Source organism: Microbacterium sp. MYb72, from assembly GCF_002979415.1.
GTDB lineage: Bacteria > Actinomycetota > Actinomycetes > Actinomycetales > Microbacteriaceae > Microbacterium > Microbacterium natoriense.
This window is the reverse complement of record NZ_PCOT01000001.1, coordinates 14,532-27,407: the sequence shown is the minus strand read 5'-3', so window position 1 is coordinate 27,407 and position 12,876 is coordinate 14,532. Positions and strand designations below refer to the sequence as shown.

The window sequence follows — 12,876 nt, the reverse complement described above, 5'->3', positions numbered from 1 at the left end:
CATGACTGGGAACAATCTCGCCATCATCATCCTCGCCGCAGGCCAGGGCACGCGCATGAAGTCGCGCCTGCCGAAGGTGCTGCACCCGATCGGCGGGCGTCCGCTGGTGGGGCACGTGCTCACCACCGCCGCACGGCTGAGCGCCGACCACATCGAGGTCGTCGTGCGCCACGAGCGCGACCAGGTGGTCGCGGCGCTCTCCGCCGACTACCCCGACGCGATCTTCGTCGACCAGGATGACGTGCCGGGCACCGGCCGCGCCGTGCAGGTCGCGGTCGACGCCCTCCCGGCCGACTTCGACGGCGACGTCCTCGTGCTCTCCGGCGACTGCCCGCTCGCCGATGCCGACACCCTCGCCTCCTTCCTCGACGAGCACCGCGCGGCGGGCGCCCCGGCGACGCTGATGACCGCCGTCGTCGACGACCCGACGGGCTACGGGCGCGTCATCCGCGACGCCGACGGCGGCGTGGACCGCGTCGTCGAGCAGAAGGATGCCAGCGCCGACGAGGCCGCCGTCCGCGAGATCAACGCCGGCATGTACGTCTTCCGGGCGGAGACGCTGCGCCGCTACCTCCCCGAGATCGGGGTGGACAACGCCCAGGGCGAGATGTACCTCACCGACGTGCCCGGGCTGCTCCGCCGCGACGGCGACCGGGTCGCGGCATCCGTCGTCTCCGACGTCACCGTGACCTTCGGGGTCAACGATCGCGCGCAGCTCGCCCTGGTGGGTCGGCTCCTCAACGAGCGCATCGTGCGCCGCTGGCAGCTGGAGGGCGTCACGATCATCGATCCGGCGACGACGTGGATCGACGACGACGCGACCCTCGCACCCGATGTGACGATCCTCCCGCACACGCAGATCCTGCGGGCGACCGCCATCTCCGCCGGTGCGGTGATCGGCCCCGACACGACTCTCGTCGACTGCGAGGTGGGGGAGGACGCGATCGTCCGCCGCACCGACGCCACCCTCGCCGTGATCGGCGCGGAGGCCACGGTCGGCCCCTTCTCCTTCCTCCGCCCAGGCACCGTCCTCGGCGCCAAGGGCAAGATCGGCGCCTACGTCGAGACCAAGAACGCCGAGATCGGCGAGGGCAGCAAGGTCCCGCACCTCTCGTACGTCGGCGACGCCACGATCGGGCGGGGCGTCAACCTCGGCGCGAGCACCATCACCGCCAACTACGACGACGTCAACAAGCACCGCACCATCGTCGAGGACGAGGTGCACACCGGGTCGCACACGACCCTCGTCGCGCCCGTTAGGCTGGGGGCAGGCGCCAAGACGGGCGCCGGCGCCGTCGTCCGCAAGGACGTCCCCGCCGGATCGCTCGCCATGAGCGTCGCGCCTCAGCGCAACATCGAGGGCTGGGTCGAGAAGAACAGGGCAGGCACGGACGCTGCGGATGCCGCAGCCCGGGCCCGAGTGGCGGAGTAGGGACCAATGGCGCGCAAGAAGAAGACGGTCGAACTGGACCGCGACAACGATGTGGCCCCCGGTCTCGTCGCCAAGACGAAGAAGCGGCTGGTCATCGCCGGCGGACGCTCCCACCCCGAGCTGACAGCGGCCGTCGCCGCTGATCTCGGCACGGAGATCGCTCCCGTCGAGCACCGCACGTTCGCGTCGGGTGAGATCTACGCGCGCTTCGAGGTCTCGATCCGCGGCTGCGACCTCTTCCTCGTGCAGACGTTCGGCGAGCCGGTCAACGAGTGGCTCATGGAGACGCTCATCATGATCGACGCGGCCAAGCGCGCGTCCGCCAAGCGCATCACCGTCGTCGCCCCGTACTACCCCTACTCGCGTCAGGACAAGAAGGGCCGCGGTCGTGAGCCGATCAGCGCCCGTCTCGTCGCCGACCTGCTCAAGACGGCCGGCGCCGACCGCGTCATGAGCGTCGACCTGCACGCCGCGCAGATCCAGGGCTTCTTCGACGGCCCCGTCGACCATCTCTTCGCGAAGCCGGTGCTGCTGGACTACTTCCAGCGCACGCTGTCGAAGGAGGACCGTGAGATCCTCACGGTCGTCTCGCCCGACATGGGCCGCGTCCGCGTGGCCGACACCTGGTCGGACAGCCTCGGCGCTCCTCTCGCGATCATCCACAAGCGTCGCGACCCGAAGGTGGCCAACCAGGTCTCCGTGCACGAGATCGTCGGCACCGTCGAGGGGCGCACCTGCCTCCTGGTCGACGACATGATCGACACCGGCGGCACGATCGTGAAGGCGGCGCAGGCGCTCAAGGCCAACGGCGCGCACCGCGTCATCGTGGCCGCGACCCACGCGATCTTCAGCGACCCGGCATCCGAGCGTCTGCAGGACTCGTCGATCGACGAGGTCGTCATCACCGACACGATCCCGCTCACCGAGTCGCGTCGCTGGGACAAGCTGACGATCCTCCCGATCGCCCCGCTGCTCGCTCGCGCCATCCACGAGGTCTTCGAGGACGGCTCCGTGACGAGCATGTTCGGCGGAGACGCGTAGCAGAGGCACAGCGGCCGCATAGGACGAATGCATACGGTCGAATGCATCGACAGATCGTCGACCAGCACACAGCCGGGAGGACCATCATGATCCGCACGACCGTACCGACCTCCGTCCGCAAGGGCTCCGCTCTCGTCGGCGTCGCAGGACTCCTCGTCCTGGCCGGCTGCTCCGGTGCTGCAGACGCAGACAACACCGCGACCACCGGCGGAGACACCGGTTCCGGCGCCTCCTCGGCGCCGAGCGACAGCAGCTCGACGACCTACAAGGACGGCACCTACACGGCCGACGGCTCCTACCAGACCCCCGAGACCGTCGAGAAGATCTCGGTGTCGCTCACCATCGCCGACGGCGTCGTGACGGAGGTCGAGGTCACGGGCGACCCGCAGGCGCGCGAGACCGAAGAGTACCAGGGCAAGTTCATCGGCGGCATCGCGGACGAGGCGGTCGGCGTCCCGCTCTCCGAGCTGAAGGTCAGCCGCGTCGCGGGCTCCTCGCTCACCAGCGGCGGCTTCAACCAGGCGGTCGAGTCGATCAAGGAGCAGGCGGCCTCCTAGGCGCCTGACGGGGCGATGACGATCTGGCGTTTCGACGCGATCGGCACCCGCTGGGAGATCGAGGGAGAGCTCTCGTCCGACGATCGCGCGGCGGTCGCGGCGGAGATCGAGCGGTTCGATCGGGAGTGGTCCCGCTTCCGGTCCGACTCCGACGTCACGCGGCTGGCCGCGCACGGAGGACGCCTGATGTCTCCCGACGCGGGGCCGATGCTGAGTCTCTACCGCGAGCTCTCCACGGCGACCGCGGGGGCCGTCGACCCGCTGGTCGGCGCCGGTCTCGAGGCCCTCGGCTACGACGCGGCGTACTCGCTGCGCGCCGGAGAGCCCGTCGCCGCTCCGTCGGACTGGACGTCTCTCGTCTCGTGGAGCGACCGGGATGCCGAGGTCTCGGCTCCCGCGCTCCTCGACGTCGGCGCGCTCGGCAAAGGACGGCTCGTCGACCTCGTGTTCGCTCTCCTGGCCCACGTGCCGGGAGGCCTCGTGGTCGACGCGGCGGGAGACCTCAGGGTGCGGGGGAGTGCGGTGCGCATCGGCCTCGAGCATCCGTTCGACCCCACGAAGGCCGTCGGCATCGTCTCCCTGCAGGATGCGGCGCTCTGCGCGTCCGCGATCAACCGCCGGGCCTGGGGCGACGGACTCCACCACGTCCTCGACGCGCGCACCGGCGTTCCGGTGCAGACCTGGGCGGCGACCTGGGCGATCGGCGCGGATGCGATGAGAGCGGATGCCGTCGCCACCGCGCTCTTCTTCGACGGCGGCCCCGAGCTCGCCGACGACTGGGGCGTCGAGTGGGTGCGGATGACGACCGACGGACGCATCGAGCGTTCGGCGGACTGCAGGGCCGAGCTGTTCGTCGCCCGCCCCTGACCCGGAGAAGTAGGGAAGAGTAGAAGCCGTGATCACCGCTTTCACCACTGTCAGGCAGCGAGTCCTCGCGATCCTCGGGGCACTGTCGATGTACCGGCTCGTGCTGTTCTCGCTGCTCGCGCTGGCCGCACTCGCCGAGGTGCTCTCCTTCTTCGGGCTCGTCTCGCCGACGCCGCTCGCGCTGGTGGTCTCCTTCGCCGTGCTGGCGGTCGTGATCTCGGCCGTGGATGCCGCCGCGCAGCGAGTGCTGCGGCTGCCGTGGCGCATCGAGTCGTCTCTGGTCACGGCGCTCATCCTGCTGTTCGTGCTGCAGCCGGGCGCCGATCTCCCCTCTCTCGGCGGACTGGCTCTGGCCGGGGCGCTCGCCAGCATCTCGAAGTACGTGATCGCCTGGCGCGGCCGTCACATCCTCAACCCGGCGGCGTTCGGCGCCGCGGTGGTCACGATCACCGGTCTCGGGACCTTCTCGTCGTGGTGGGTCGGCACGCCGGCGCTGTTCGTCCCCGTCGCGCTCCTCGGACTGATCGTGCTCTGGCGCACCGAGAAGGTGCGGATCGTGCTGGTCTTCCTCCTCGTCGCGATCGTCGTCGCGCTGCTGCGGCAGTACGTCCAGCTGTCGCAGGGAGGGCTTCCCTTCGACCTCGCGACGGCGCTGTCGTTCGCGCTGATGCAGTCGCCCTACCTGTTCCTCGGCGCGTTCATGCTCTCCGAGCCGCTGACCCTGCCGCCGCGGCGGTGGCAGCAGTTCTCCGTGGCCGCGCTCGTCGGCGTCCTCGCGGGCTGGCCGATCCTGATCGGCGGGATCACCCTTGGTCAGGAGCGGGCGCTGCTGATCGGAAACCTGCTCGCCTTCGCGTTCGCCGTGCGCGGCTCGGTGCGGCTCACCCTCGAGAAGCGGGAGTTCATCACCCCGACCGTGCAGGAGCTGACGTTCCGCACCAGGAGCAGGCTGAGGTTCCTCCCGGGGCAGTACCTCGAGCTGGACGTGCCGCACCGCCGTGCCGACGCTCGCGGAACGAGGCGCGAGTTCAGCATCGTGTCGGCCCCGGGCGATCTGCCGACGCTGCGCATCGCCTACAAGGACGGCGACCAGAAGCATCCGTCCAGCTACAAGCGCGCGCTGGCGGCCGCTCAGCCCGGTGCGACTCTCGCGGTCACCGGCACCTGGGGCGACTTCCTGCTGCCGCGCTCGCAGGCGCCGGTGCTCATGGTGGCGGCCGGCATCGGCGTGACGCCGTTCGTCTCCCAGCTGCGCCAGCTGCAGCTGGCGGGGGAGATCCGAGACGTCGTGCTGGTCTACGTGGCGTCGGAGCCCGCCGAGCTGGCGTTCCGCGACGAGCTGGCCGCCACGGGCGCCCGGGTCGTCGTGTTCACGCGCGAGGAGCCGGCCGATCTCCCCGCGCACTGGACCTGGGCGCGGGGCGTGCGCCTCGACGCCGCGGAGCTCGACCGGTACGTTCCCGACATCGCGGCGCGGCACGCCTTCATCTCCGGCCCTCCGCGGCTGATCGCCGACCTCGCTCCGGCCCTGCAGAAGGCGCACAGCCTCACGACCGACGCGTTCGCCGGGTACTGAGCGTCACGAGGACGCGACGTCCGCACCGGCTCAGGCACCGACGACCGGCTCGATCGGGAGGCGGACGCTGAACGTCGTGCTCCCCGGAACGCTCTCGACCGTGATGTGCCCGTGGTGCCCCTCGACGATCGCCTTGACGATCGCGAGCCCGAGGCCGGTGCCTCCGGTCTGCCTGGCGCGCGAGCTGTCCCCGCGGGCGAACCGCGCGAACAGCTCGTCGCGGACGGCCGGGTCGATGCCGGGGCCGTCGTCGTGCACGCGCAGCACCGCCTCCTCGCCCTCACGGCTGACGCTGAGTGTGATCTCGGTGCCGGCGGGAGTGTGGGTTCGCGCGTTGGCGAGGAGATTCGTGACCACCTGGTGCATGCGGCCGGCATCCCCGACGATCACGACGGGCTCGTCGGGGACCTCGATGTTCCAGCGGTGATCGGGTGCGGTGGGGCGCGCATCCGACACGCCCTCCAGTCCCAGCTGCGTGAGGTCGACCGTGCCGTAGACGAGCTCCCTGCCCTCGTCGAGGCGAGCGAGGAGCAGCAGATCTTCGACGAGGCGCGTCATCCGCAGCGACTGCGCCTGGATGCGTTCGAGAGACGTGGTCGTGCTCTCGATCACCGCCGGGCCCTCCTGCTGGCCGAGCGCGCGCAGGGAGAGCTCAGAGTACCCGCGGATCGACGCCAGGGGAGTGCGCAGCTCGTGGCTCGCGTCGGCGACGAAGCGCCGCATCCGCTCCTCGTTCTTCTGGCGCGCGGCCAGGGAGGTGTTGACGTGGTCGAGCAGCTTGTTCAGGGAGGCGCCGACCAGCCCGGTCTCGGTGCGGGGGTCGGCCTCGGACGCGGGTATGCGCTCGGTGATGTCGACCTCGCCGCGGTCGAGCGGCTGGTTCGCGACGCGGGTCGCGGTCGCGGCCATCGCCCGGAGCGGGCGCAGGCTCAGGCGGATGGTGATGGCCGTGGTGAGCGCGAGCAGGATCAGCCCGCCCAGCGTCGCGAGCACGATCACCGTGAACAGGGTGGCCATCTGGTTCTGGATGCCGGTGCGGGGAAGACCCGCGACGACGACGGAGTGGGAGACGGGTGATGTGGCCACGACGACGCGGTAGGAGCCGAGGCTCTCGATCGTCACGGTCGCGGTGCGACCGCCGTTCAGCGCATCGTTGATCTGCACCAGCTGCGCCTTGGTCAGGCTGCGGGCGCCCCCGGTGAGCTCGTTGTTCTGGCTGCTCAGCACGATGCCGCCCGTGCCCGCCTGGCTCGAGACGGCGAACAGCGACCCGTTCTCCACGGGCATCCCCGAGAGTGCCTGCTCGGTGGTGGCGAAGCTCCCGGGGAGCTGATCGATGCGTCCGACGACCTCGCTCGCGGTGGTGAACAGCTTCTGATCGAGCTGATCCTCCAGCGTCCGCCCCAGGATGGCGCTGGTGATGACCGCGACGATCACGAGGATGAGCGACACGAACCCGATCACGGCGGACATCAGCCGCGTCTGCAGGCTCATCGGGCGCCGCGGCATCCTCGTGATGCTCACTGAGGGGCCTTGATCATGTAGCCGACGCCGCGCACCGTGTGCAGCAGCGGCGTGCGGCCCGCATCGATCTTCTTGCGCAGGTAGGAGATGTACAGCTCGACGACGGAGGACTTGCCGCCGAAGTCGTAGCTCCAGACGCGGTCGAGGATCTGCGCCTTCGACAGGACGCGGCGCTCGTTGCGCATGAGGTAGCGCAGCAGCTCGAACTCCGTCGCGGTGAGCTCGATCTCGGTGCCGTCGCGGACCACCTCGTGGCTGTCCTCGTTGAGCGTCAGGTCGGCGACGCGCAGGATCGACTGCCCGTCGTCGGCCGTGGCGTGACCCGTGCGCCGGATGATCGCGCGGAGGCGGGCGATGACCTCCTCCAGACTGAACGGCTTGGTGACGTAGTCGTCGCCGCCGGCGGTGAGTCCGGCGACGCGATCGCCGACGGCATCCTTCGCGGTCAGGAAGAGCACGGGGACGAGGCTCCCCGACTCGCGCAGCCGCCGCAGCACCGACATGCCGTCGAGGTCGGGCATCATGATGTCGAGCACGAGCGCATCGGGCTCGAACTCGCGTGCGACCTGCAGCGCTTCGAGACCGGAGGACGCGGTGCGCACCTCCCAGCCCTCCATGCGGAGCGCCATCGCGAGCAGGTCGGTCAGCATCTGCTCGTCGTCGACGGCGAGGATGCGCAGGGGGGAGCCGTCGGGGCGGCGCAGATCGGGATGCACAGTGCTCATGCACCCATTCTGCGGAATCTCCTATGTGATTTCTATGGAGAGCGCTATGTGTTGTCTGGGAGCTCCGGCGCGAGGCGATCCGCCGGGAGCGCGAGGAAGTCGATGCCCTGCTGGAGGGCGAGGCGATCGGCCGCGGCGCCGAGGGGGCCGTCCAGGTGTCCGTTCGCCCTCACGCCGAGGCGTGAGGGCGCCGGGATCGCGTGATGCACGGCGAACTGCCCGCGCGGATCCACGGCCGGATCGAGCACCGCGGCGATCGTGAGGGTGGGGATGCGCAGCCGCCGTGCGGCGATGGCCGCATCGAAGTAGTCGATGACGGGCCGGTGCTCCGGATGCTCGTGCAGCAGCCGGCGGACGGCCTCTCCGCTGCCCGTGCACCGCCGGGTGAGGCGGATCGCGTGATGACCGAAGCTCGGGACGTCGAGGACAGCGCGGCGGAACCGCGGATCCCAGGGGAGGGCCATCGCACCGATGCCGCCGCCGAAGCTGCTGCCGCTGAAGTCGAGGGCGGGCGCGGCGGACGGCGCGATGTCGAGCAGGATCGTCGCGGCGCGCCAGATGTCGGCGGCGGCGAAGCGGTGCGAGTACGTGTCGCGGTGCGCGATCCCGGCGATCACGTGCTCATCGGGGACGGCGGGGAAGCGGCTGGGCGTGCCGGGGTGCGTGCCGGGGGCGCACGGGAAGATCGCGGCGGTATCCGACGGGACGCGGTCGGGATCCGGGGCGGTGCGGCCCCCGTAGCCGTGACCGACGACGAGACCACGGCGGATCGCCGAGGGGTCGAGGGGCAGCATCAGGTAGGCCGCTGCGGATTCGCCCGCGGACGAGGCGAACGTCAGCGCCGAGACGCGATGCGTGTCGGTCGGGGCGAGCTCGTGCGTCGTCGCCCACTCCACGGGGCCGACGCCGAACTCCTCGTGGGTCGCCGTCCAGAACTCGTCGAAGTCGTCCGGTTCGATCGGCGGAGCCGGCGGCAGGAGCAGAGCGCTCAGCGCGTACTCCGTCAGCTCTTCCGGCGTGTCCTGGGGCACCTGGTGGGTCCTCTCGGGGGTGAGGGCGATCGACGGCGCCATCGTATCGGCGCGGGGGCATCCGTTGACATTGTCGCATACAGATTGCATCATGTGCATCATGGATTCAATTTCGAACACGGGGGCCGGCGACGACGCCACGCTCTGGAGTCGTCGGGCGGTTCTGCGGATGCTGGTGATCGCCGGGGTGCTGCCTCCGGTCCTCGGGGGCAGCCCCTCATCGGCCTCGGCGTCGATGATGGGCGTCGGAGCCACGGTCACCGGAACCGGCGGGGCCTTTCCCGACGCGCTGCGCCGGCTGACGAAGCCCAACCTGGCACTGACGCAGGTCGCACAGCTCGTGGGGCAGAACCACCGGATGACGTTCCACCACGCCACATGGGACGGCGGGGAGACGATCGTCCGCGACCTCGAGGTCAAGCGGAACGGCGCCTGGCTGCCCATCACCGATCAGGCGCACCGCTTCGACGAGCAGTGGGTCGTGCTGACGGGCACCCTGCCGTCCGGCAGTGCTCCAGAGCTCTACGGACCGCTGGCGACGAGCTGGCTGGGCTTCACGTCGTATCAGGTGCTCGGACCACAGGCGATCGAGCTCCGCACGAGCACGGACGACGTCGACCTGGTCGTGCGCTGGCGGCTCGAAGGTGACAACCCGGAGGCGCACTACGTGCTGACGGCGAAGACGGCGGGCGACTACATCGTCGGGTACCAGAGCCAGGACACGAGGTCGCTGGACGACGTCGACGAAGTGCTCTGCGGCTCGTACCAGCACGCGCTCTCCGTCCTCGACGGCTCGGCGCCCCTCGGCGCATGGGAGCTCTTCGCGCCGATGGCGCTGACCCAGTACGAGGTCGGCGGGGTCGCGGTCACCTCGGGGCTGTACCTCCCCGCGGAGGTCGCCGAGTTCGTGCACGAGCGTCAGCTCATGTCGGATCGCCAGCCCTACGGCATGAGCCTGCGCAACGACAGCCTCGACGTCGTGCCGAGCATGTACTCCCCGCAACCGGGGCTGCGCACCGCGATGACGGTCGGACAGCAGCGCGGGTTCGCCTTCGGCATCGCCGCCCGCGCCGACACCCTGTACGGCACCTACACCCGGCTGTGCCGCGACGAGTACGGGCTCACCGCGTACCGGCGGAACGTCTACGACCGCTCCCTGACCGACGCCGTGCACTCGATGACCGAGCTCATCGCCATCGAGCCGAACGGCGACGACTCGACCGACTACATCCCGTCGTTCTCGGGCTGGTGGAGCCGGGCCAAGGGATTCGTCGACGTCGAGAACGAGGATGCCGTCCGCACCGCCGCGAGCGGCGTCGTGCTGGCGGCGCACTACCTCACGGGCACGGCGGACAGCACCCTGTACGAGCGGCGAGCGCGACCGCTCATCGAGTACCAGCTCTCCCGCAAGGGCATCGGGCACTCGCCGGTCATCGGCAGCCCCGTGTACAACGACACGACGCAGTACCGGCTGGGCAAGATCGCCACGGATGCCGTGAACCTCGCGTCCCTCTATCAGCTCACGCACGGGCGCAACGCGTCGATCCAGCGCCTCGCCGTGCAGGCCACGAAGGCCGGCGTCGTCGGGCAGAGCAGGGCGCCCTTCTCGAACGCCCTGGCCACGTACCGGATCACCGGAGACCCCGCGTACCTCGCGGAGGCGAGCCTGATCGGCAAGAGGTACACGCGCGAGCAGATCCTCACCCCGTACCGCAGCAACGGCCAGCCGCCCGGCGGATTCGCCTACAGCTTCTCGAAGTACTGGGTCGACCTGCTTGAGCTGTTCGAGGTCACCGGCGACACGGAGTTCCTCGACGGCGCGTACCGCGAAGCCCAGCGGTTCATCACGCAGACGGCCGTGCGTCCGGTCCCCGATCAGAACGTCACCGTCCCCGACGGCCACGTGATCACTCAGCAGTACGACTGGGAGACGCGCAGCTCGCTCCCGAGCTATCCGACGACGAGCGTCGCGACCGAGACCGTTCCCGCGTGGTACGTCTCGCCGTCAGGACTCACGTTCGAGGCCCTGTCGTCGTTCAAGCTGGGCGTCAGCTCGCTGACCGATCCGGGAGGCGGCTACGTCTTCAACCCGTGCTGGGCCGGGGCGCTGCTCCGGCTCGCGCACCACACCGGCGACGATCTGCTCGCCGATGTGGCGCACAACATGGTGATCGGACGCTTCACGACCTACCCCGGCTACTACGGACGTCAGTTCCAGGTCGCCCACATGAAGCCCGACTTCGCCACGAGCGGGCCCGTCGGGATCACCGGGTACTACTTCCATCACGCCCCCGCACAGCTGGGGCTCGCGATGGACTACCTCATCAGCGAGAGCTTCTACCGCAGCTCGGGCAGCATCGACTTCCCGCATGTGTTCGAGGCTGACTTCGCGTACTTCAAGTTCTTCGCGTACGGTCACGCCCCCGGCACGTTCTTCGGCGAGACCGGAGTCTGGCCGTACCTCCCCGCGGGTCTCATCTCGCTCGACAACCCCCTGGTCAACTGGATCGGCGGCGTCGGCAACGACGCGCTCTACCTCAGCCTCACCAACTCCGCCGCCGGTGCGCAGCAGGTCGTGGTCGACCTGTCCAGCGACCTCACCGGAATCCCTCGCGGCTCCGCACCCGTGGTCGAACTGGTCGCGGCGGACGGCAGTCGCTCGTCCGTCTCGGGGCACAACGGCAGGGTCACGGTCACGGTCCCGGGGCACGGCCTGCTCGCACTCGTCGTGCGCGATGTGACCGTCGAGCGCCCCGCGCTGCCCTCCGACGACATCGTCGACCACGGATCCGACAGCTTCAGCGAGGTCGATTCCGATCCGTCGGGGGAGTACGGGCTCGTCCGCGGGCTGCTGCTGGTCAGGCCGGGCGGGGAGGGGTACGACGCCTACGTCCAGATCGACACCGAGCAGGCGGCCACGCTGAGCTATCGCATCGGCTCGCAGCCCGTGCAGCAGGCGCCGGCCAAGGGCTACCCCTACGAATGGACGATCGGGGTCGACGACCCGACCAAGAGCATCAGCTACACGGTCACGGCGGGTGGGGTCACCACGTCGGAGGTCACGCTGCGGCTGCCCTCGCGCATCAGCGGCGCGCACTCCGGCGTCGCGGGAGACGTCGTCGCCCAGGCCACGGGGACGGCGGGGGATCGCGTGCCGCTGACGATCGAGGTGCGCAACGCCACGAACGCGGCGATCAGCGGGTCGGTCACCGCGACCCTCCCGACCGGGTGGCAGCTCGAGGGCCCCGTGCCGGCGGTGTCCGTCCCGGCGCACGGCACCGCCCGCGTGGAGGCGGCGGCGGTCATCGCGGCGGCTGCCCCGCTCGGGGAGGTGCAGATCGCGGCATCCCTGTCGGTGCCCGGAGGGGCGCCGATCGTTCTGCGTCCGGCTCCCATCGAGGTGATCGACAGGCGCCGCCTCGTGTCGCTGACCTCGGACAAGGAGATCGTGAGCGGTCCCGGCGCTGTCGCCACCCTGACCGCGCTCGTCATCAACACGGGCGTCACCCCGCTGCAGGCGACGCTGTCGCTGTACGGAACCACGGCGTGGAGCATCGCCCAGCGGGATGCCGTCGTGACGGTGCCGCCGCGGTCCGACCTCACGCACTCGTGGACGGTCACGGCGGGACCGACCGTCGCGCCCGGATCGACGATCAGGTTCGAGGCGCGGCTGGATCAGACGCTGCGGCGAGGGGTGCTCGTGCGGGTCGCCGACGAGGGCGTGATCGCCCACACGCAGTCCCCGTGGCCCGGGTATCTCGAGGCGGGGCGGTGGTACCCGAGCGGGCTCTCCGGGTGGAACGGCACGCGCACCCGCTACAGCGACGCCGACTCGGTGGGCAGCACGGTCACCTGGAACGCGAATCTGCCGCAGGCGGGGCTCTACCGGGTGTCGGTCTGGTACCCGACGAACCCCACGACCACGACGTCCGCGGCCTACATCGTCCAGCACGAGTCTGGCAGCACGGAGGTGATCGTGGACCAGACCGTTGGCGCCGCGGCCTGGCGCTCTCTCGGGACGTTCCGCTACGGCGCAGGCGCGGTCGGCGTCGTGAAGCTGGAGGTGCGCAACACGAGCATCCACCGCGTGAGCGCGGCGCAGTTCGTCCGGATCGGCGACTGA

At 70.2% G+C, this 12,876-nt stretch carries 9 protein-coding genes; 6 read left to right on the top strand and 3 right to left on the bottom strand.

Going from position 1 to position 12,876, the window contains the following annotated elements; all coding sequences use genetic code 11:
- The first annotated feature begins 1 nt into the window (after position 1).
- From glmU to CQ047_RS00095, 5 genes are all read left to right on the top strand, one after another.
- On the top strand, positions 2 to 1,432 hold the full coding sequence (gene glmU / locus CQ047_RS00115) for a bifunctional UDP-N-acetylglucosamine diphosphorylase/glucosamine-1-phosphate N-acetyltransferase GlmU (RefSeq protein ID WP_105672253.1): 1,431 nt from the start codon (positions 2 to 4) through the stop codon (positions 1,430 to 1,432).
- Positions 1,433 to 1,438: 6 nt separating this feature from the next.
- Positions 1,439 to 2,473: a ribose-phosphate diphosphokinase gene (locus CQ047_RS00110; protein ID WP_105672252.1), complete on the top strand. Its 1,035-nt coding sequence runs from the start codon at positions 1,439 to 1,441 to the stop codon at positions 2,471 to 2,473.
- An 86-nt stretch (positions 2,474 to 2,559) separates the two neighbouring features.
- Entirely contained in the window at positions 2,560 to 3,030 is a 471-nt protein-coding gene (locus CQ047_RS00105) for an FMN-binding protein (protein WP_105672415.1), read from the top strand.
- A 15-nt stretch (positions 3,031 to 3,045) separates the two neighbouring features.
- On the top strand, positions 3,046 to 3,897 hold the full coding sequence (locus CQ047_RS00100; RefSeq protein ID WP_105672251.1) for an FAD:protein FMN transferase: 852 nt from the start codon (positions 3,046 to 3,048) through the stop codon (positions 3,895 to 3,897).
- A 28-nt stretch (positions 3,898 to 3,925) separates the two neighbouring features.
- Positions 3,926 to 5,473, top strand: a complete 1,548-nt coding sequence (locus tag CQ047_RS00095) for an FAD-dependent oxidoreductase (RefSeq protein ID WP_105672250.1) — start codon at positions 3,926 to 3,928, stop codon at positions 5,471 to 5,473.
- 30 nt (positions 5,474 to 5,503) lie between these two features.
- Here CQ047_RS00095 and CQ047_RS00090 read toward each other — a convergent pair whose 3' ends face one another.
- From CQ047_RS00090 to CQ047_RS00080, 3 genes are read right to left on the bottom strand one after another with little or no spacing between them, the layout of a single operon-like run.
- On the bottom strand, positions 5,504 to 6,967 hold the full coding sequence (locus tag CQ047_RS00090) for a cell wall metabolism sensor histidine kinase WalK (protein WP_105672249.1): 1,464 nt from the start codon (positions 6,965 to 6,967) through the stop codon (positions 5,504 to 5,506).
- 26 nt (positions 6,968 to 6,993) lie between these two features.
- Complete coding sequence (locus CQ047_RS00085; RefSeq protein WP_105672248.1) at positions 6,994 to 7,722, bottom strand: response regulator transcription factor; 729 nt, start codon at positions 7,720 to 7,722, stop codon at positions 6,994 to 6,996.
- 44 nt (positions 7,723 to 7,766) lie between these two features.
- Entirely contained in the window at positions 7,767 to 8,753 is a 987-nt protein-coding gene (locus CQ047_RS00080) for an acetylxylan esterase (protein WP_219844568.1), read from the bottom strand.
- Between the two features lie 100 nt (positions 8,754 to 8,853).
- Between CQ047_RS00080 and CQ047_RS00075 the strand changes: the two genes are divergently transcribed.
- Positions 8,854 to 12,876, top strand: a complete 4,023-nt coding sequence (locus CQ047_RS00075; protein WP_146114241.1) for a hypothetical protein — start codon at positions 8,854 to 8,856, stop codon at positions 12,874 to 12,876.

What these genes read in the sequence shown, in the direction of transcription:
- CQ047_RS00085 (WP_105672248.1), bottom strand. Translation starts at nt 7,722, where the DNA reads ATGAGCACTGTGCATCCCGATCTGCGCCGCCCCGACGGCTCCCCCCTG.
- CQ047_RS00075 (WP_146114241.1), top strand. Translation starts at nt 8,854, where the DNA reads ATGGATTCAATTTCGAACACGGGGGCCGGCGACGACGCCACGCTCTGG.
- CQ047_RS00100 (WP_105672251.1), top strand. Translation starts at nt 3,046, where the DNA reads ATGACGATCTGGCGTTTCGACGCGATCGGCACCCGCTGGGAGATCGAG.
- CQ047_RS00110 (WP_105672252.1), top strand. Translation starts at nt 1,439, where the DNA reads ATGGCGCGCAAGAAGAAGACGGTCGAACTGGACCGCGACAACGATGTG.
- glmU (WP_105672253.1), top strand. Translation starts at nt 2, where the DNA reads ATGACTGGGAACAATCTCGCCATCATCATCCTCGCCGCAGGCCAGGGC.
- CQ047_RS00105 (WP_105672415.1), top strand. Translation starts at nt 2,560, where the DNA reads ATGATCCGCACGACCGTACCGACCTCCGTCCGCAAGGGCTCCGCTCTC.
- CQ047_RS00090 (WP_105672249.1), bottom strand. Translation starts at nt 6,967, where the DNA reads ATGAGCCTGCAGACGCGGCTGATGTCCGCCGTGATCGGGTTCGTGTCG.